Source organism: Streptococcus chenjunshii, assembly GCF_003086355.1.
In the GTDB taxonomy this organism is placed as follows: domain Bacteria; phylum Bacillota; class Bacilli; order Lactobacillales; family Streptococcaceae; genus Streptococcus; species Streptococcus chenjunshii.
Genome location: NZ_CP031733.1, coordinates 2,106,061 through 2,125,315, shown reverse-complemented (window position 1 = coordinate 2,125,315; position 19,255 = coordinate 2,106,061). Strand labels below are relative to the sequence as shown.

At 41.8% G+C, this 19,255-nt stretch carries 20 protein-coding genes; all 20 read left to right on the top strand.

All coding sequences use genetic code 11. The annotated features are described in order from the left end of the window. Positions 1-31 precede the first annotated feature (31 nt). The 20 genes from DDV21_RS10190 to DDV21_RS10095 all read left to right on the top strand — a co-directional run bounded on the left by DDV21_RS10190 (position 32) and on the right by DDV21_RS10095 (position 19,130). Positions 32-427, top strand: a complete 396-nt coding sequence (locus tag DDV21_RS10190; RefSeq protein WP_116878171.1) for a DUF1366 domain-containing protein — start codon at positions 32-34, stop codon at positions 425-427. Beyond that, positions 393-623 carry a CD1375 family protein gene (locus DDV21_RS10185; protein ID WP_116878172.1) on the top strand — a complete coding sequence of 77 codons (231 nt, stop codon included), beginning with the start codon at positions 393-395 and terminating at the stop codon, positions 621-623. The genes DDV21_RS10190 and DDV21_RS10185 overlap by 35 nt, the downstream gene beginning before the upstream one ends. 8 nt (positions 624-631) lie before the next feature. Continuing rightward, positions 632-928, top strand: coding sequence for a DUF7365 family protein (locus DDV21_RS10180; RefSeq protein WP_116878173.1), 297 nt, complete (start codon positions 632-634; stop codon positions 926-928). 9 nt (positions 929-937) lie between these two features. Next, the gene (locus tag DDV21_RS10175; protein WP_116878174.1) at positions 938-1,279 is read left to right on the top strand and encodes a phage holin; all 342 of its coding nucleotides are present in this window, start codon (positions 938-940) and stop codon (positions 1,277-1,279) included. A 3-nt stretch (positions 1,280-1,282) separates the two neighbouring features. After that, complete coding sequence (locus DDV21_RS10170) at positions 1,283-2,419, top strand: CHAP domain-containing protein (RefSeq protein WP_116878175.1); 1,137 nt, start codon at positions 1,283-1,285, stop codon at positions 2,417-2,419. Next, entirely contained in the window at positions 2,403-3,062 is a 660-nt protein-coding gene (locus DDV21_RS10165) for a GH25 family lysozyme (RefSeq protein ID WP_162886312.1), read from the top strand. Before DDV21_RS10170 ends, DDV21_RS10165 begins: the two co-directional genes overlap by 17 nt. A gap of 244 nt (positions 3,063-3,306) precedes the next feature. Beyond that, the gene (locus tag DDV21_RS11790) at positions 3,307-3,477 is read left to right on the top strand and encodes a hypothetical protein (RefSeq protein ID WP_162886311.1); all 171 of its coding nucleotides are present in this window, start codon (positions 3,307-3,309) and stop codon (positions 3,475-3,477) included. A gap of 36 nt (positions 3,478-3,513) precedes the next feature. Then, entirely contained in the window at positions 3,514-4,077 is a 564-nt protein-coding gene (locus DDV21_RS10155; RefSeq protein ID WP_241964671.1) for a GNAT family N-acetyltransferase, read from the top strand. Positions 4,078-4,518: 441 nt separating this feature from the next. Beyond that, complete coding sequence (locus DDV21_RS10150) at positions 4,519-4,809, top strand: WXG100 family type VII secretion target (RefSeq protein WP_116878179.1); 291 nt, start codon at positions 4,519-4,521, stop codon at positions 4,807-4,809. Positions 4,810-4,880: 71 nt separating this feature from the next. Continuing rightward, positions 4,881-8,138 carry a type VII secretion protein EsaA gene (gene esaA, locus DDV21_RS10145; RefSeq protein ID WP_116878180.1) on the top strand — a complete coding sequence of 1,086 codons (3,258 nt, stop codon included), beginning with the start codon at positions 4,881-4,883 and terminating at the stop codon, positions 8,136-8,138. Beyond that, a complete protein-coding gene (gene essA / locus DDV21_RS10140; RefSeq protein ID WP_116878181.1) occupies positions 8,135-8,608 on the top strand; it encodes a type VII secretion protein EssA in 474 nt (157 codons plus the stop codon). The genes esaA and essA overlap by 4 nt, the downstream gene beginning before the upstream one ends. 2 nt (positions 8,609-8,610) lie before the next feature. After that, the gene (locus DDV21_RS10135; protein WP_116878182.1) at positions 8,611-8,862 is read left to right on the top strand and encodes an EsaB/YukD family protein; all 252 of its coding nucleotides are present in this window, start codon (positions 8,611-8,613) and stop codon (positions 8,860-8,862) included. Continuing rightward, positions 8,846-10,066, top strand: coding sequence for a type VII secretion protein EssB (gene essB, locus DDV21_RS10130; protein ID WP_116878183.1), 1,221 nt, complete (start codon positions 8,846-8,848; stop codon positions 10,064-10,066). Before DDV21_RS10135 ends, essB begins: the two co-directional genes overlap by 17 nt. An 18-nt stretch (positions 10,067-10,084) precedes the next feature. Further along, positions 10,085-14,494 carry a type VII secretion protein EssC gene (gene essC, locus DDV21_RS10125; protein WP_116878184.1) on the top strand — a complete coding sequence of 1,470 codons (4,410 nt, stop codon included), beginning with the start codon at positions 10,085-10,087 and terminating at the stop codon, positions 14,492-14,494. 3 nt (positions 14,495-14,497) lie between these two features. Further along, the gene (locus DDV21_RS10120; RefSeq protein WP_116878185.1) at positions 14,498-14,884 is read left to right on the top strand and encodes a TIGR04197 family type VII secretion effector; all 387 of its coding nucleotides are present in this window, start codon (positions 14,498-14,500) and stop codon (positions 14,882-14,884) included. Between the two features lie 190 nt (positions 14,885-15,074). Next, complete coding sequence (locus DDV21_RS10115; protein WP_117287800.1) at positions 15,075-16,679, top strand: T7SS effector LXG polymorphic toxin; 1,605 nt, start codon at positions 15,075-15,077, stop codon at positions 16,677-16,679. Further along, on the top strand, positions 16,679-17,389 hold the full coding sequence (locus DDV21_RS10110; protein WP_116879132.1) for a hypothetical protein: 711 nt from the start codon (positions 16,679-16,681) through the stop codon (positions 17,387-17,389). Before DDV21_RS10115 ends, DDV21_RS10110 begins: the two co-directional genes overlap by 1 nt. 381 nt (positions 17,390-17,770) lie before the next feature. After that, positions 17,771-18,169: a hypothetical protein gene (locus DDV21_RS11960; RefSeq protein WP_241964670.1), complete on the top strand. Its 399-nt coding sequence runs from the start codon at positions 17,771-17,773 to the stop codon at positions 18,167-18,169. A gap of 47 nt (positions 18,170-18,216) precedes the next feature. Then, positions 18,217-18,675, top strand: a complete 459-nt coding sequence (locus DDV21_RS10100) for a hypothetical protein (protein WP_116879134.1) — start codon at positions 18,217-18,219, stop codon at positions 18,673-18,675. Beyond that, positions 18,675-19,130, top strand: a complete 456-nt coding sequence (locus tag DDV21_RS10095) for a DUF5085 family protein (RefSeq protein ID WP_116879135.1) — start codon at positions 18,675-18,677, stop codon at positions 19,128-19,130. Before DDV21_RS10100 ends, DDV21_RS10095 begins: the two co-directional genes overlap by 1 nt. Positions 19,131-19,255: the final 125 nt, after the last annotated feature.

Below are 19,255 nucleotides of genomic sequence, written 5' to 3'. Positions count from 1 at the left end.
TTAGCAAAGGAGAGAAAAGCAGGTGAAAAGCATGAAACTTGAGTATCGCAGCAAAGCTCTTGATTATGATGATAGCGGCGCTGCTAAGCACACGAGAATTGTTTTAGGCAATTCAGACGGTGCTTTTTATCCGGTGTTTCTGCCACCGGACAAAATAGAGTTAAGCAATACAGAGCTTACAGCTTTAGCGCTGGAACAAATCTATCAAGATAACTTTCCAGCGCGCGCAGAAACAGAGAAATTTACAGAACTAGAAACAATCATTGACAAAGCTAATGCTAAATTAGCAGAAGTTGATGACGCTTTGACTGCCATCACGGAGACGGCGACAACGTCCCAAATGGTGCTGCTGGAAATTGTCGAGCAGTTATACACAAAAGGAGTGATTGCAGATGATGACATTGAGTTACTGGATAGCGAAGCTTAAAGAAGCAAGGCTTAAAATCAAAAACACAAAGGAAGAAGGGATTGACATGATGGTTAAACTTTACGTGATTAGCATTTTATCAGGCAAATGGCCTTACAAACGGGTACCGGCGCCCCTCAAGAAAAAAGTATATGAACAGCTTGAACTGGCTGTAGAAGACCCTGAATTGCTCGCTGAATTGACAAAAGAAGACTAGGAGGTACCATGCCAGAAAAAGAGTTAATGCACTGGATTATGACAGTGCTTTTCCCAGTTTTTATTTCAGCAGCCGGCTTTTTTAGCGTGACAAAAGCGCACACAGCAAGCTTAGAGCACCGGCTGACAGAACTTGAGGCAATGGAGCGGTCTCAAGAAAAAATGATTGACATGCACACTGTGCGTTTAGACAAGCACGACGAAGACCACAAAATGCAGCTAGGCATGATTGAACAGATTAAGAATTTATCTGAAAATGTCAACGAACTAAAAAGCGACCTCAAGGAAATCAAAAGCAGACTTTAGGAGGAACCCATGAAGAAAATTTTAAACGATTTGAAACACGTTAACGCAGGCACTTGGGCACGTACAGTATTGTTAGCTTTAGGTGTGGTCAATTACTTTTTAAACGCCTTTGGCATACAAGTGATTGCGTTTGATGACAGCCAAATCACAGAGTTAGTCAACGCAGCTTACATCGCTATTACCGGCTTTTACGCGCTGTGGAAAAACAACAGCTTTACTGCAGAAGCGCAAGAAGCGCAGCACTATCTCAATGATTTAAAGGTTGTGCACAAGGCAATTGCTAAAAGTACAGACGAAGCACAAGCGACTAACCACGCAGAAAGCAATGATGACAATATTGTCATGGGGTAATCCATGGCAACAACGCAACAACTTTTAAATTATGCGCAATCGTTAACCGGCCGAAAAGTCACGGTGGCCACCAATCCTTATGGTGGCCAGTGCGTGGCCTTTGTCGATCACTTAACACAGTGGGCGACCGGAAATAAGTATAATCTAGCGTATACTAATGCTATTGACCTACTGGCTAAAGCACGCGCTAACGGCTTCCAAGTCTTTTACAACGGCTCTGGCACTCCACAGCCTGGGGACATTTGGGTCACGCGCACCTATGGACACCCGTACGGCCATACCGGTATATTTTTAACAGCAGGCGGTCAGCCTGTGACATTGGAACAAAACGTCGATGGCAATGCAGACGCTTTGACTAATGGGGGTTGGGTACGCCGAAAGCAACGCTTGCTGTACGCTAACGGAACAATGAATTACAGTCCATGGATAGAGCAGCAAACGCTTATAGGCTGGTTTAGATTGCCGCTGACTAACCAACAAACGACATCAACAGCGACAAAGACCGCTGTTAAGAAAGGAAAGAAAACTGGAATGTATGGATCACATCTATTTAGTGTAAAAGAGGGGGACAATGAGTTTGTTAAAGGCGCTGTGTATCTCTACAACACCGCGACAAACGCAGTAACTGGTATGCACAACTCTGAGGAGCTCAAATACGTGCAGGAAAATTACCGTAAATCTTACGGTGAAGATATGCGCATGGAAACTTACTCAACACAAGCACCAACTTACCGCAGATTATTTGCTGGCTTAAATACAGACACAAAAGGCGGTTATACGCAGTTTAGTGATGTCAAGAAACAGCTAACAGCTATCACTAACAAGCTTAATCAAGTAGAATCTACCGTCAAAACAGACACAGCGAAAACAGCAGAATTGCCTAATTTAGCCGGGTCGCTGAAAGGTAATGATATTGCCAATAAGCAAACCTTTAAAGCCTCTGTCAACCTCAACATCAGGGAAGCGGCAAGCATTACGGCAAACAAAGTGGCTATTCTGCAGGCAGGTGAAACGGTGGATATTGTCGGATCGGCTACGGCTGACGGCTATTACTGGGTATCATTTATGCGCAATAATAAGCTTGTTTATGTAGCGTCCAAGGTGCAAGGCGGCGATACTTACGGTGAGGTTTTTTCGTAGTGACGCCCTGTCACAGGGCGATTACTTTATCGACGTATCCGCCTATCAGCCGGCAGACCTGACAAGCATATGCCAACAAGCCGGCACAGACAAGGCTGTAATTAAGCTGACAGAGGGTGATAGTTATTTATCAAGTGCAGCGGAACAGCAAACAAAGACTAGTACTGCACTAGGCTATTACAGTTATGCGTGGTTCGGCGGTGATACAGCACAAGCTAAAAGAGAGGCTGACTGGTTAATCAAAAACATGCCTAAGACTGACGTTAAATATCTAGTTTGCGACTACGAGGAGCACGCCAGCGGTGATAAGCAAGCCAACACTAACGCTGTACTAGAGTTTATGGGCACTTGTAAGCAGGCAGGGTATACGCCTATCTTGTATACCGGTATACCGTACGCGGTAGCTAACCTACACTTAGACCAGATAGTGGATAAATACCCACGCGCTTTATGGATCGCTTGCTATGCCACCATGGACTATAATCCGGAGTACGGTACAGGTGACACCGCTGTTTTAGACAAAGTGCTTAATCAATACAGTTTAACGCACATCAAGCAGCACATCAAGCAGCACATCATCTGGCACCAGTTTAGCTCAACGGCTTTGCCTGGTGGCTTAGATAAAAACATTGTTTTAAACTAAGACACTTACAAGCAGACGAAAAAATATAAAAAAAGAAAGCAGGTAATCTCCTTACCGTCTTATCGCTGGACGTTAAAAAGCGTAGTCGCTTTGTGTCTATAACAAAAACGACCGCTCATCAAATGAGCGGTTTTTTATGCTTTTTAACACTTTTTTGTACTTTTTTTACAAAAAAATCACCTTTTGTGTGTTAAAGTGTGTTATACTTATTTTACAGAAAATTTATAAGGGGGGGAGTATTAGTATGGCTACAAAAACCTTCACTATGGATATGAATTTAACATTTAGCAGGAAGTCTGCTAACAATCTCATCAAAACCCTTGAAAACAACAAGAAAGTTAAGCTTGCAAAAAATATAGAAGCTAGAGACATCAAAGACTCTCAACAGATTAAAAGAATGTTTAGCAAGGGATAGAAATTAGTGGCGTTCAATGTTATTTCATTGGAAAAAATGTTAGATGCTTTAGATGCTTCTAAGGTGGAAGCTGTTTTAAAGACTTTTAAAAGTATTTCATTACGAGATGAGAGGCATGATGTTGAAATCTTTTTGCATCAAAAAGCTATAGAATTCGAAAAAACAGCTATAGCTTCAACTTATTTAGTTTTTGATGAAGAAACCAATGTTTTACTTGGTTTCTTTTCATTGGCTAATAAACCATTAACTATGAATAAGAGGAACTTTGAACGTTTAAGTAAGACACAACAAAAGAAATTGAAAAGTTCTGGCCGGCTCATCGGAGATAAGTATCAGGTAATAAGTTATTTAATAGGACAGTTAGGAAAAAACTACTCACAAGAAGCAATCTCAAACGGTGGTATCACTGGAGAACAGCTTTTAACTTTAGCTTACAACAAGGTTATCGAAGCTTCACGAATTATAAAAGCTAAGTATGTTTGGCTTGAGTGTGAAAATATAGAGTATCTTGAAAGTTTTTACTCAAATTTTGGATTTCAAAAAATACCAAATTATGTTTCTGATAATAATTTAAGTGTTATGCTATTAAAAATAAAATAGACCTAGGCCCTATAAAACAAAGTTTCTTTTTATTACCCGCCAAACACCCGCCAAAACTATTCCAACTATCTTCTTTTATCCTTTGATGAATATTAAAAACGTTGTTCTGAAAGGATTTTGAGGAGATAAAAATAGTTGAAAAAGTCGAGAAAATCCCCTCCTCTCCTTATTTCAAATTATATGAAAAACTGCAGTTGATTTCTTCGATAGAATCGGCTGTAGTTTTTTGTTTTCCAGTAGCATATTGAAGATTTTTTCAGCAGCTATAGCAACCATGGGTGATAAGAAAATAATTGGATTTTGATTACAAAGAGAAAATTTTTTTGGTTTTTTTACAAAGGTATTTTATTTAAGTTAACTTTAAGAAAAGTGCCTTGTTTTTTGCTTTGAGTAAGTTATAATGAGAGTGTATTTTTTATAAAGAAAAGGAGATTTTACTTTATGGCTACAATTAAACTGACTCCTGAAGAACTGCGTACTTCTTCACAAAAATATGGTACAGGTGCTACCGACATCGACCAAATTTTAACGACTTTAACAAATGAGCAGGCTGTTATCAGCGAAAACTGGTCAGGTTCAGCATTCGACAGCTTTGAAGTACAATTCAATGAATTATCGCCTAAAATCAAGCAGTTCTCGCAATTATTAGAAGATATTCAAACACAACTGAATTCAGTTGCTGATACTATTGAACAAACAGACCAAGACATTGCTTCAAAAATTGGTCAATAGTTTCTGACTATAACATAAGAGGGGGAAGGCGGAAACTTCCTCCTCTTTCTTATTTATCAGGGAATAACAAAATGAAAGTTAATAATTTTTTACAGTATGGAAAATATCTCCTTTTTATCGCTGCCATGCTGGGCGCTGTCCTTCTTTTAAACATTGCTGTCCAAAAAAATAACAGCAGTCAGGAGAACAAACGGATAGATAAGCTGAATGTTGCTCTGGTCAATGAAGATCAGGCTGTTGTCAGTCAAACTGGAGAGCGTTATCAGCTAGGGGCCAGCTATGTTAAGAGTCTGGAAAAGGATGATTCAAATAACTGGACTGTAACTAGCCGAGGGGCGGCTGAGAACGGTCTGGAAACAAACAGATACCAGCTGATGGTTGTTATCCCTAGTAATTTCTCGGGGAAAGTTTTGGATATTGACAGTCTGACAGCGAATCAGGCCTTAGTAACTTATACAGTCAATGCTAATGGCAATCGGCAGCTTGAAACAAAAGCTAACGAACTCGGTGCTGATATTGTTGATGATTTGAACAGCCAGCTGGTCAACATGTACATGGCCAGTATTTTAGGTAATCTCTATACAGCTCAGCAAAATGTGCTGGCTCTTTCAGAACTGCAGTCGGCCAATATCGGCAGCTATAATAACAGACTTTATCAACCTGTGCTTGGTTTTCCAGATGTCTTTTCACCTTTAGTCAGTATGGCAGACGCCTCTTTTTCGGCTAATACGAGCCTGTTGGAATCACTTAATGCTTCCTATAATAACAGTGTTAACAGTGCCAATGCCGCTGAGAGCAGGCGGCCAGCTGATTCTTCCGCTGCATCAGGTGATGATCAGATCGCCTCGCCAGACAGCTCTATTCCCGGAAATACGGCAAACAATGGGCTTGCTATGACCAATGATGAGTTGAGAGCTGAACTGCAAAGATTATCAGAAAGTATTCAGGCCAATCAGAAGCTGCTTGGTGAGAAAAAGCAAGAAGAAAACGAGATAACCGGTCCATCTGAAACGGATATTGAGACAGATCCATCTTATAATCTTCTGGTAGAAGATTTGCAAAAACAGATTGATTCTCTGGAAGGCGAATTAAAAACCATTGAATCAGAAATCAGTGAAGAAACCAAAACAGCTAGGGACCGCATTGCTGAAAAATTAGCTGCTTATTACGGCAAAAAAGCCGGTGAGTCTATTACGCTCAGAGATTTTCTGGAGAAAAAGGGTGAAAAGGACTACCTTGACAGCATAGAAACGAAAGAAGAGGCTGTCCAAAAGGTCATTAATACCTTGCCAACTCTTGATGCAGACAGTCTCAAAGAGGATTTAAGCGGATTGAATGATAATCAGGCATCATTTAAATATGCCGATTATGCCAAAGAGCACTATGGCAGTGATGATAAATACCAGCCTTCGGAGCTTGGTAATAGGCTTAAACAGGCAAAGGCAGATTTGGAGCAGGCTGCAAAGAATTCTGTTGACGGCAAAAGCGGACAGGCTGTTTATGTTTATAATAATCCAGCCTTGGATGCAGCAGATGAAAATCAAGCACCAAATAACAATGCTGATGATGAAAAAGCGGAAGCTAAAGAGAACAGTCCGGCTGAACCGCAAACGCCTAACCAAGAAGAGGAGGCTCCTGTTAATACTCCGGCGGCTTATAAAAAAGAGACTTACAGGATTATTCAGACAGATAATGCCGGTAATGCAGGCACCGCAGTCGTAAGTGTTGATTTTCCGGAAAATCTTATTTCTGTAACTTCTATAGCAGTCAACGGGCAGGCAGTCGGAGATGGTTCAAGTGCATCTTTGGCAGACGGCAACAACAATATTTCAGTATCCTATACTTATAAAGAAAGACCAGCTAATCTTGATGCTGTGCAAAATATTGTTATAACTGTTACTCCTGACAAGGGTTCTGAAGTCAAACAAACGATTCCCGTTGATCTCAGTCCTTATGTCAATGATGACTATGTTAAAGCTGTAGAAAACTACAGCGCACTCGTTCAGCAAGTCAAAGATGTCTACAGCACTGCAGATGCTGTTATTGAAACGGCTGTGCTGACTACAGAAGGAAAAGAGAAGTCGCTCAATGATTTTCTCGATATGGATATCAGCGATTATTTGCGGGAAGTAGTTACCAGCAGCCTAACAGTCGCTTACGGCGGCGGTGCTGATGGCACTTCTTTGCCGGAAATTAAAAAGACAAAAGAGGATCTGCAAAAAAATTTGGATGCTCTAACAAGCAATCAGACCAATCTCTCATCTCAAATCACTGACCTGCTTGCAAAAACAGAAAAGCTTCAAAATGATTTGGACACTGGACAGCCAGGCGGTTCTTCTAATACCGGAAACAGTCAATCGTCAGGAAGGACTTCGTCCGCTTCCGGTTCAAACTGGGACAGTGAACGGGCAGAGCAGCTGAGAAGTCTTCAGGCTGCCAGCGCCTCAATGCGGGCAGAATCCGCTCAGCGGGTCAGCAGTGCACAGGGCGTTAACAACAGTTTCCAAACCTTTAAAAATGAAGTGGATGCAGCTCAAGCCAGCAGCCAGGCTCTTTCTCGGACAGCCGATGATTTGATGAAAGAATTTGACGATGAACTGGAGCTTAATGGGGATTTTGTTGATGCGTTTTCTAAAGTCTTTAATAATGCCTATAACAACGGTGTAGCTAATGAAGCACTGCTTGGTTTTCTGGCTAATCCGGTTAAAAAATCGGCACAGTCTGCTCAGGCGACTGCCGATGTGCTCCGACCTTTCACTTGGATTCTGCTAATTGAAATTATCACTTTATTTACAGCTTATGTTTTTGGAACACAAAATATTTTCCAGCGGCTAAAAGACAAGTACAAGGTCAGTTCTCTGAATCAGGCCGATCTTATCAGTGCCGGCCTGCTGATCGGCTTATCCTTACTGTTGGGAATTATTTTAGGGGCCGTTTCTGCTCAGCAGCTTTCTATTATCCGTTCGGGGCTGCCAGCTTGGATTTTTCTGAATATCCTTTTGAGTTTGATTTTGGTCTTGAGTCAATATCTGCTGATTAAATATTTCCGCGCAGTTGGTATGGGCTTAGCGCTCTTTATGCTTTTAAGCTATATCTATATGACGAGTGCTGTTGGGACAACTGTTGCTGTCAACGGAGGACTGGCTCTTATTAAACGTCTGAATTTCTTGGTTTATATCGAAAATCTCTTTGCTAACCTCTTTGCAGGCAATATGGTTAGTGCGGGCAGCATCTTTATTCTCCTCCTTTTAGCTGTTGCAGTCATTGTGCTAAATGTATCGCTGCCAAGTTTAGAAGATAAGCTGAGGCGGGAGGCTGTGAAATCATGAAAATAGCTAAATGGTTGCTGTTTATCGGATTGTTGTTTAGTCTGGGGGCTGTACAAATCAGTGCTGCCGAAAAAATAAAAGATAACAACCTAGTCTTTGATGATGAACGAATTGAGCGCGAGGAAAACGACAGTCTGGGCAGTGTTTCTGATTTAACTGCCCAGCTTTTCAAAGAGGACAGCAAAGAGCAGTTTAAACAGTATAAAGAAAGTAAAGCAAAGAATGACCAAGCTGTTCTCAATAGTATATTTAGCGGTCAGGAAGCCAAAAAACCAGCAGTAGATACGGCAAATATTTTTTTAGAGACTCAAATTAGTCCTAATTATGCCAGGCACCAAACGCAGGATACAGACTCACAGGTCGGACTGTCTGTAGACAGTTTTACCCTGCTGGCTGTCTACACCGGCTTGCTTGTTCTTGTTTTAGCTGCAGCCGGTATTGGCAGTTATCGTATCAGTAAAGGGGACTAAGGATGGATTCACATATTAATATCACACTGCTTATCGGCGGAAAAAGGGCAGATGTCCGTCTTCCGCAAAATATGGAAGTCAGCCATTTAATTAAGGAACTGGATGCGATTTTTAACCAAGTACAGAACAGAAAGAAGTATCAGATCCGTGTTGTCAATAAGGGGCTGATTCTTGATGAAGGGAAAATACTCAAAGATTATTCTGTTACAACAGGGGATCTCGTAGAAATTATGGAGGATGGCGCAGTTGACTAAGGAAGAAATCACATTTGATCAGCAGACATTTTCTTTTGATAAGGCAGACAGTCAGTGGGTTTTGACCCTCAAGCGGTCTGATATTACCACACAGGCAGTTGAGCAGGTTCGTCTGCTTGAAATGGAGCATCCGCTCCTGCTGCCGCAGACAAGCCGCTGGGATAAAGAGACGGTCACTTTTACCTACACCATTGAAGAAAATGGGATAAGCTATGATTCTTTAAAGGCTATGCGCCTGTCTGAAAAGATACGGGCTGCGCTTAATATAACGGATTTGGCTGATTGCCTGACACTGCCGATTACCTTTTTTATCGATCCGGCTAATCTCTTTTTTACAAAAAATGGAATGGCCAAGATCGCTTATCGGGCTCTGCCAGAGATTATGAAACCTGTCAGTCTTTCTGAACAAGATTTTTTACGGCAGGTCAAATGTACTATTTTGACACTTTTTACTGACCATCATTTTGAAGATTTGTACCAGGGTGCTTTGGAGGTTATCAAGGACATTCCGCCTTTTCTGGAAGAAGTGGTGGCGACCGATTCACTTGCTCAGCTCAGAACAAATCTGACAAAAAGCTTTGAAGAAGTACTGGCTGATGAAAATGCTACTTTATCTTTGGTTCCCCGCCGCAAGTATAAGAGATTTAAGTACCTGACCATCTGGTTTTCAGCTCTCTCTGTTGTTTTAACGGTTCCGTTGGTTTATATCATTTTCCTGCAGATGCCTTTTCAGCAGAAAATGCTGGATGCTGATCGGGAATTCCTTAAGCTCAACTATTCAGCTGTTGCTTCAACCTTAAAATCAGTTGACCTTAACCGGATGCCGTTTACGCAGAAGTATGAGTTGGCTTATTCTTATGTTCAGAATTTGAATTTTTCCGATGAACAGCGATCAGCTGTTTTGAATAATATTTCACTCAAGTCCGACGAACTGCTTTTGGATTACTGGATTGAAATCGGGCGGGCCAACAACGACGAGGCTATGGATATTTCCATACGTTTGGAGGATTATGATTTAATCATCTACGCCATCGCTCAAAAAATCGAAGAGGTCAAAAACGACAGTTCTTTATCAGGGAGTGAACGTGAAGAGCAACTGGAGTCGCTCCAATCTGATTATGAGACCTATAATGAGGAACGTCAGGCAGCGATTAACGGCGGCGATGATGAATCGGATGCTTCAAGCAGCAGTTCCGGCAAATAGGAGGAAAGGACGTTCGCAATGGAAGGTTATTTACCGATTTATATCGGAGATTTGCGCTATGAACTGACTATAGATGGTGATGGAGAGCATTTTGTCTTAGGCAACGATGCCAATGCCTCAGTTTATCTGGCGGAGCTCTCCCATCCATTAGTGATTGCCTGTCAAAAGGGTTCATTGTTTTATCAGTTTGCTGATGACCAGCCTCAGCCTTTGGAGCTGCCCGCTGATTTAACAGACCGTATTCGGATTGAAAAACTACAGGATCAACCATCTACAGTGGTTGATGTGTTAGATAAGCAGCGCATTTCTGTTAATCCAGGTGATCTGCTTTTTGACAATGAAGATGTTCAGCTGCTGTTCTTCAAAAAGACTTCTAGCTGGGAGTTATCTGTTTTTGCAGGGACTGTTTATATCAATAATCAAAAGCTGAGACAAGATAAGATTGATTTGGCTTTTGGCGATGAGGTCACTTTTGGCAGTAAAAAAATAAAATTATTAAATGATGAACTGCATCTTTGGGGAGAAAGCGGGATATCAGGTCAGCTGATTAAACGGACTGAGTCCCGCTATCATTTTTATCCAGGCTATCCGGATTACCATCGTTCTCCGCGTTTGATTTACCGCGGTTCAGAGGAAAAGTTGGAAGTCAAGGCGCCGCCTCAGGAGCCCAGAAAACCAACCGATCAGCTTCTTAAACTGATTATTCCGCCGCTGATGATGATTGGGATTACCATTTTGATTACCTTGATTCAGCCGCGGGGGATCTATATCCTGATGACGATTTCCATGTCGGCAGTGACACTGGTTTTCTCCATTTCCAACTATATCAGAAATCGTAAGCAGTATAAAATTGATTTAGCAGATCGGATTGAGAGCTATCAAGCTTATTTGTCAGATAAATCGATAGAACTACGGAAAAAAGCAGAAGAATACCGCAAGGGCCGTCTTTATCACTATCCGGATTTACCTGCTATAGATAGCCTTCTTAAAGAATACCATCACCGCATCTATGAAAAAACACCGCTTCATTTTGACTTTCTCTATTACCGTTTAGGTCTGGGGAGGATTAAACCTTCTTATAAACTGGCTTATTCGGAAAAAGAACGCAATAAAAAGACAGATGATTTGGAAAAAGAAGGGTTTGCGCTTTATGAACGCAACCGCAAGGTTTCAGATGTCCCTGTTATAGCCAATCTGGTTAATGGGCCTGTCGGCTACATTGGCGAGCGCGCTTTAGTGATTGAGCAGCTTCAGCTCATGCTGACTCAGCTGGCTTTCTTTCACAGCTATCATGATGTCCAGTTTATTCCTATTTTTCCTGAAGAAGAAAAGGCTGAATGGGACTGGCTGCGCTGGCTGCCTCACGCTAGGCTCCAAGAGCTTAATGTCCGCGGCTTTGTCTATAATCAAAGGACCCGCGATCAAGTTTTAAACAGTCTCAACCAGATTTTAAAAGACCGTCAGACTCAGAAAAGGACCCAAAAAAACGGCCAGGAAAATATTCTTTTTTCCCCGCACTATGTTGTCCTGATCACAGATGAAAAGCTGACCCTTGATCATGGGATTATGGAATTCTTTAATGAAGACCCGACAGAGTTGGGCTGCAGTGTTATTTTTGTCCAAGACGTGCTCAGCTCGCTATCTGAAAATGTTAAAACCATTATCGACATCAAAGACGTTAACTATGCTGAGCTGGTGATTGAAGAAGGGGAGCTGAAGAATTTAGATATTGCTCTGGATCATTTCCCTGAAAATTTTGATAAAGAAAGTATCTCGCGTCGCCTAGCGCCGCTCAACCATCTGCAGAACCTGAAATCTTCCATCCCTGAATCGGTCACCTTTTTGGAGCTTTATCAGACCGAAGATTTTCAAGGACTGAGGGTGCCTGAGCGCTGGGAACAGAACAACCCTTATAAGAGTCTGGCTGTTCCCTTAGGCTTAAGAGGGCAGGATGATATTGTTTACCTTAACCTTCACGAAAAAGCTCACGGCCCTCATGGTCTTATCGCAGGGACGACAGGTTCAGGGAAGTCAGAACTCATTCAGTCCTATATTCTGAGTTTGGCGGTCAATTTTCACCCGCACGATGTCGCCTTCCTTTTAATCGACTATAAAGGCGGGGGCATGGCCAATCTCTTTAAAGACCTTCCACATCTGCTTGGCACCATCACTAACCTAGATGGCAACCAGTCCATGCGCGCCTTAGCTTCCATAAAAGCCGAGCTCAGACGCCGGCAGAATCTCTTTGCCCAAGCGGAAGTCAATCACATTAATCAATATCAGAAAAAATATCAGCTAGGAGAGGTTGATGAACCTCTGCCCCATCTCTTTTTGATATCCGATGAGTTCGCCGAACTGAAGGCCGACCAGCCGGACTTTATGACAGAGCTGGTCTCGACCGCCCGGATCGGTCGGTCTATCGGGATTCACTTGATTCTGGCCACGCAAAAACCGTCCGGTGTTGTCAATGACCAGATCTGGTCCAACTCCCGCTTTAAAATCGCTTTGAAAGTAGCGGAACGAGCCGATTCACAGGAAATGCTGAAAACATCTGATGCAGCTAATATTACCCAAGCTGGCCGGGCCTATCTGCAGGTTGGCAATAACGAAATCTATGAACTCTTCCAGTCAGCCTGGTCCGGCGCGGATTATGAACCGGATAAGACTGACCAAGGGATTGAAGACAATACCATATATGCTATCAATAATCTGGGACAGTATGAAGTTCTCAATGACGATCTTTCAGGCTTGGAAGAAGTCGATGATATTCGAGAAGTTCCAACGGAGCTGGGCGTAGTGGTCAATCGTATTCAAACTCTAACTAAAGAGTTAGGGATTAAGCAACTGGCTCAGCCTTGGCTGCCGCCACTAGAAGAGAGAGTGTATTTGGAGGAACTGTACAAAGAGGGATATACTGCCTATGATGCTTGTCTGGGGCTTGTAGATATTCCAAATGAACAAGCACAACGAGTAGCGATTTACAATCCTGTATTACAGGGGAATCTTTTGTTGTTATCTCAGCCAGGCATGGGGAAATCTACCTTCTTACAGACTTTAATCATGTCTCTAGCGACCCGCCATACGCCTGAGGAAATTCATTTTTACCTGCTGGATTTTGGAACTAATGGTCTTCTACCGCTTAGAGATTTACCGCATGTGGCAGATCTTATTACTGCCGATGATGAGGAAAAAATATCTAAATTTATGCGCCGCATGAATACAGTTATGACTGACCGTAAAGATTTCTTGAAAGCACAGGGCGTGGCTAATAGTGCAATGTATCGTGAGCAAGGACATGTTTATCCGCAGATTATCATCATTCTAGATAATTTTGAAGGCTTGAAGGATAATCCGCAATATGATGCTATGGAAGCCTTAATCCAGCTGTTAGCTCGAGATGGTAACGCTCTAGGTATTACGGTCGTTATCACAGCTGGCCGACTGTCGGCTCTTAAAGGAGCGCTACAGGCTAATATGCGAGAGCGGATAATTTTGAAAATAACCGAGGAAAGTGATTCCAAAAGTATTATTGGCCGGCATAATTACACAATGGAAGATATCCCAGGACGCGGTTTGATACGCTATGATAATCCAGAAATATTTCAAACAGCCCTGCCAGCTTATGGGAAGACAGGGCAAGATGTCTTAATGGCTCTGCAAGAAAAAATTGAGCAGATGGATCGCGATTGGTCGGGACAGCGACCAGAGCCGATCGCCTTAGTTCCAGAGTTATTAACATTACAAGATTTCCGATTACGATCCAGTGTTCAATTTGACATTAGCAATGGTGCCTTGCCTATCGGACTCAATACGGAAACCGTGGAAAACGTCACCATCCCTCTAACGCGTCTGAAACACGTCGCCATGATTTCTGACACAGATGAACACCTTGTCAATATAACTAGACATCTAATTGATGTATTAAGCTTGTTACCGAATCAATCAATGATGCTGTTTGATACTGAGAAATTTTATGAAGATTTAGCTGATAAGGTTAAAACTTACGTTACAGAACCAAAAGAAGTAACTTCTCGCTTAAACCAGTTAATTTTAGAATTAGAAAGACGTGAAACAACGGATGAAGCCTATAAAGAATGGTTTGGGATTATTCCTGATTTTCAGAGCTTTGTCTCTCAGACCAATTTAGATTTGGATATGCTTCAAACGATATTTGAACATGGTCCTAAGGTTCAGATGCATCTATTTGCAGGCAGTCCATTGTCATATTTGGGAAATAATGCAGGAGATATACCAAAATATTATCGCCAAAATGCCAGTCACTTTCTATTTGGCATGCGGATGATTGATCAGGTTTTCTTACCGAAAACCTATAATTCTAAGGAACCTTATCTCAGCATAGATACTATTTACCTGCATAATCGCAGGAAGGAACAATTAGTGAAAATTACAAAGCCGGAAGGAGATTAAACGATGGGAACAATTAAATCAGATCCAGGGCAGGCAAGCAGTGCTGCGAATGCTATTAGTACAGGAACAACGACTGTTCTTGGTTACAGTGCTGCCACTAAAGATGGAGATTCTACCATCACGGGCAACGTCAGCAAAGCCTCACCTCTTATTGACAATCTTTCAAACTCTGCTAACCAAATTGCTAGCGCAACTGAGAACTTTTCAGCTTGTATTACACAAATTGACAGCAATTTCCAAACCAATGATGCCCAAATAGCCCAAAGCCTATCAGGATTAACCGGTTGGGATTCCTCGGTTGCAGAGACCAACCGTTCCAACGCTAATGAGACGGCAGGGTCCGGAGCAGAAACAGCTGGGACAGAAGCAGACAGTGAGGCTTTCAATTAAGCCGAGTGGATACGGCTTAGGTATTCTTGCTGTTTCAATAATACGAATAAGTTTACTACTGAAATTAAACACGGCCTAAAATCCCAGTGAAAAAGATATCTGCCAGCGTGATGCAAGCATCACTTGCCAGCCCTTATTTTCATACGGGTTTTTAAACGGCCTTTGTATCTTATGAAAGGACAATGATTTTATGGTCAAAATGGTCTTAGGCAGCTCAGACAGCCAAGCTTCTTCAGTAGCCAGTCTGGCTGACAATTATACTTCAGGCTTTAACAGTATCATCAGCGCTATAGAGAATCTAGCGAATGCGGATGGCTTAGAAGGCGAGGCTTACACCAATGTCAAAACCTACGGCAGTACAGTCGTCACTCCGCTGGCAAAAGGGTTTATTCTCTTAGCTGATGCCGCTAAGACGGATACCCAGCTTCTGCCCGACCGTTACCGCTCGGATGTTGGCAGTGAGGATCTGGATGAGGATACGCTAACGGCGCAGATCAGAGCCTATCAATCGACGATCGATGCCAATAATACGACATTGGGGAAGATGGAGGCAGATGATCCCAACAAGTCCTCTGTGCAGTCGGCTGTAAACGACGACACGGCAGAGAAGGGGAAGCTGGAAGAAAAGCTGAGGAAGCTTCGGGAGTATGATGCGGCTTCATCAGGATTTTTTGATGATATTTCGGACTTGGAGACTAATATCACTACCGGTTTGTCTCAGCTCCAGACAGACGTCGCTGCTTTCAATGGCACCTTTACTATTCCGAGTAAGGAGAATTTGCAGTGGGCTGATAGTATCAATGAGAATTTTGAGACTTATACGAATTATCAGTCGGCCATTGCCAAGGTTCAGAAAGGAGAAGAACTGACTGAGGAAGAAGCCAGAGCAATAGAAGCCTATCAAAAGCAGCATCCAGGCCTAACATTGGATAAATCCGTTGTTGAAGCGAAAGACGCTAAGCTTGCTGAAGCTGATATTGATCAGTGTGCTCAAGAATTGGCTGATGAATGTGGAATCTCTTATAGTGAAGCCTTAGACTGGCTCATTTCAGGGAAAAAACCAGTTGGTATAAGTAAAAAAGCCCTAACACTTTATAATAAGTATGTCACTTATAAGGGAGAGATGCGTTTTATCAACGGCCGCCATGTTTATGTTGATGCTAAAGGGCGTGTCCGAGCGGGCAAAATTAACCTCTACAATCGAAACAACGGCCGTGTTTATGCAAATAAGGGGGCAAAAAAATTTAAGGAAATTATGGGAGAAGAAGCCGATATTAAAAAGACTAATATCGGCAGAGGTGTCAGGGCAACAGGTTGGGAAAATGCTCTTGGAGACGCTGCGGCTTCGGCTAAGAGCGGCTTTAAGTCTTCTCTGAAAGTATGGGACGATTTCAATTGGAAAGATGCTTCTAAACTGACAAAAGTTGGAAAAGCAGCCAAAGGGCTTGGTGCTGTCGGAACGGTTCTAAATGTTGGGGGCAACATCAAGGAGAATTTCTTTGATGATAAGAGCTCTTCCGTAGGAGAAAAGATTCGAAACTTTGTGGTTGATCAAGGAGTTGACACTGTTTCAGGTGCCGGTGCTGCCGCTACTGGTGCTGCTATCGGGACCATGATTGGCGGACCTGTTGGAACTGTTGTTGGAGTTGCGGCTGGTATGGGAATTTCATGGCTTATGGATCAGAAAATACCTGGCTTAGGTAAATCAGTAACAGAAGCAGCCAAGGATGGCTTAAAAAGCGCCACAAATGCCATTGGCAGTGGCTTAAAAACAGTAGCGGGGTGGTTTAGCTGATGAAAAAGAGAAAACAAACAGCAGTAAGTCCTAGAGAACGCTATCACGGACCTTTGCTTACAAATGGTGTCAGCCTAGGATACCTCAAAATTTACCCTTGGATTAGCTTGCCTTTTTCTCTCCTTTTTTTCTTCGGGTGGGGACAAGGTGATACTCTAGGGTTCATTAAGGGTCCTTTCTTAGCTTGCATTATTGTTAATGTGGTGAGTATTCTCTTTTCCTTTTTCCATGCTCTTGTTAATCGGTTTAAGTCTTTAACCTATGTTTTGATTGCTTTAGTTACTTGGACCGTACTGATGTGGCTGGACTTTATTGGCTTGATGATGTTCGTATCCGATTCAAATGGTAGTACTATTGATGCAAAGAGAATTTACGAGTCTCCTCTAACTTTATTTTACGTTATCCCTATTTTGCTCCTCTTTCTTGTTTTCTGCGGTCTATACACTTGGTATTATCTGCCTACAAACCAAGGCAAAGTGTGGCAGTTTAATCAAAGAGGCACTAAAGATAAAAAGAGAGCCTTTGTCAATAATTTTTTGATTACCTTTGGGATCGTGATGTTTGTCCCACCTCTGCTGACAGGCTATCTTCAAAATGCCTTTGGCCTTTTCTTGGGCGTTTTGATGACATCTACCCTAACAGCGGTTATTGTGGATGCCGTTTATGCAGCGATTTATATCAGAAAGCATCCAGATGAGGATTCACTCTAGATAGTCTCCTTATTGGAGCTGCTTTAGCTATGGGAATTTCATGGACTGCCGCTCAAAAAATAGTTTGGGAGATTCAATAACAGGATGGGTTAAAAAAGACTAAAAGGCTTATTTGGTGGCTAATATGAAAATGAAAGATATCATGGACCTTTGATTCAAGATGGAGCATATTTTGGATACATCAGACTATTTCCGTGGATTACTCTTTTTATATCGTCTTTGTTATTATGGGGAAGTAGCTTCATTGATAAAGTTGGAGTCTTCAAAGTTATATTCCTAATCTGTGTCTCAATTAGTCTAATTTGTATTTTATGGTCATTTAGTCAGCGGCTATTTTATCATTTTCAGACTTTCACATACATACTGATTGCATTGATCGTTTTGGCTATCATTATTGATTTGAGTTTTATTGGTTTGGTTATGTGTGTAGGAAATGAGGGAATATATTCATTGATATCTGCCATCTATAATATCATCATGCTACTTCTTTTTCTTCTTTCCTGCAGCATCTACTCTTGGTATTACCTGCCTAAGGATCAAGGAAAGCAGCGGGCCTTTAATCAAAGAAAATCTAAAGTTAAAAAGAGTGAATGGCTAACCAATTTTGGTGTCGCTTTTGGTGCGGTTAAGTTCCTCTCGTCATTACTAACAGGTACTCTTGAAAATGTTTTTGGAGTCTTTCTGGGAGTTATGATAACGGGAACACTCTCAGCTGTTTTTGTAGATGTTTTGTACGCAGCTGTCTATGTCAGAAAGCATCCAGAGAAAAATAAAAATTAAGTTATTTAAAAATTCACATATATTATCAAGAAAGTTAGGAGAACGATATGGATATCAGACCCAAAACATTAAGCATTGTACAGATGGTAGGTTATAAGGAGGAAGGACTAGTAGGTGTTTTGACAGATGAGATCTGTTGGGATGTCTATGCTTTAGGTCAGGATTTTATTGAAGGAATGCTGGATACGGTATATTCAGATGGCCCTGTTTATTTCAAAAGCTATCCATTTTCTGATTTAGAATCTGTAGCTATTTTCACCACTTTTGGCAATAAAATAACTCCAACGGGTGAAGAAGTGGGACCGCTTTTGTTTGAAGAGAAAATTTTAATAGAAAGTGATGATTTTGCGACCTTTTTATCTGATAATTTGTCAGAGTATTACGAGGCTTTAGCTTCGAAATATTCTGGGAAGCCTTTAGATAATTTAGCTGTCTACCATGTCCTGTATCATCCTAGTGAAACAAGTGTTGTGGTAGATGCTTATAGCAGTTGGGAGGAAGATTGATGGAGTATATTGTAGCCCAAGGTGTAATCAATGAGGATCTATTTGAGGCACGTAATGTTATTCGAAAACGCAAACAATTTCATGTGAATCAAATGAGAGAAGAGCTGGATGCTTTTATGACTGCTGTCGAGGCTGCCGGAGGTCATCCTGCCGGCCCTATTGTCTATAGTCTCAACAATGTCCCGCAGGATGGTTATATGGATATTGAGTTTTTCTTACCGCTAGAGGAAGAAAATATTCAAGTTGAAGGGATGACATTCTCATCTTATTTTGAAATCAATAATGTTATTATGGCATCAGTAGACCACAATTATGAGGAACTGACAAAAGAAGCTTATGCAAGACTACTGTGGACCTTGGAACAAAATGGAATGGATCAAAATACACCATTTTATCATATTCTTTCCACAGAAGGTTCAGGAAAAGTAACGGTTCTTTTAGGGTATGCTTACTAGCTTATACTGATTTCAAAAATCAAGGAGATCTATATGAAAGTCACTTTTATTGATCCGAACACGAATCGGACAGAAAAGGGTGCCAATATCTTTGATTCTGAAATTCAGGCTTAACAGTAGAGGAG

Coding starts and splice junctions, on each gene's coding strand:
- DDV21_RS10190 (WP_116878171.1), top strand. CDS start 32: ATGAAACTTGAGTATCGCAGCAAAGCTCTTGATTATGATGATAGCGGC.
- essB (WP_116878183.1), top strand. CDS start 8,846: ATGGCGCAGTTGACTAAGGAAGAAATCACATTTGATCAGCAGACATTT.
- esaA (WP_116878180.1), top strand. CDS start 4,881: ATGAAAGTTAATAATTTTTTACAGTATGGAAAATATCTCCTTTTTATC.
- DDV21_RS10175 (WP_116878174.1), top strand. CDS start 938: ATGAAGAAAATTTTAAACGATTTGAAACACGTTAACGCAGGCACTTGG.
- DDV21_RS10115 (WP_117287800.1), top strand. CDS start 15,075: ATGGTCAAAATGGTCTTAGGCAGCTCAGACAGCCAAGCTTCTTCAGTA.
- DDV21_RS10110 (WP_116879132.1), top strand. CDS start 16,679: ATGAAAAAGAGAAAACAAACAGCAGTAAGTCCTAGAGAACGCTATCAC.
- DDV21_RS10155 (WP_241964671.1), top strand. CDS start 3,514: ATGTTAGATGCTTTAGATGCTTCTAAGGTGGAAGCTGTTTTAAAGACT.
- essC (WP_116878184.1), top strand. CDS start 10,085: ATGGAAGGTTATTTACCGATTTATATCGGAGATTTGCGCTATGAACTG.
- DDV21_RS10150 (WP_116878179.1), top strand. CDS start 4,519: ATGGCTACAATTAAACTGACTCCTGAAGAACTGCGTACTTCTTCACAA.
- DDV21_RS10100 (WP_116879134.1), top strand. CDS start 18,217: ATGGATATCAGACCCAAAACATTAAGCATTGTACAGATGGTAGGTTAT.
- DDV21_RS10180 (WP_116878173.1), top strand. CDS start 632: ATGCCAGAAAAAGAGTTAATGCACTGGATTATGACAGTGCTTTTCCCA.
- DDV21_RS10135 (WP_116878182.1), top strand. CDS start 8,611: ATGGATTCACATATTAATATCACACTGCTTATCGGCGGAAAAAGGGCA.
- DDV21_RS10095 (WP_116879135.1), top strand. CDS start 18,675: ATGGAGTATATTGTAGCCCAAGGTGTAATCAATGAGGATCTATTTGAG.
- DDV21_RS11790 (WP_162886311.1), top strand. CDS start 3,307: ATGGCTACAAAAACCTTCACTATGGATATGAATTTAACATTTAGCAGG.
- DDV21_RS10120 (WP_116878185.1), top strand. CDS start 14,498: ATGGGAACAATTAAATCAGATCCAGGGCAGGCAAGCAGTGCTGCGAAT.
- essA (WP_116878181.1), top strand. CDS start 8,135: ATGAAAATAGCTAAATGGTTGCTGTTTATCGGATTGTTGTTTAGTCTG.
- DDV21_RS10185 (WP_116878172.1), top strand. CDS start 393: ATGATGACATTGAGTTACTGGATAGCGAAGCTTAAAGAAGCAAGGCTT.
- DDV21_RS10170 (WP_116878175.1), top strand. CDS start 1,283: ATGGCAACAACGCAACAACTTTTAAATTATGCGCAATCGTTAACCGGC.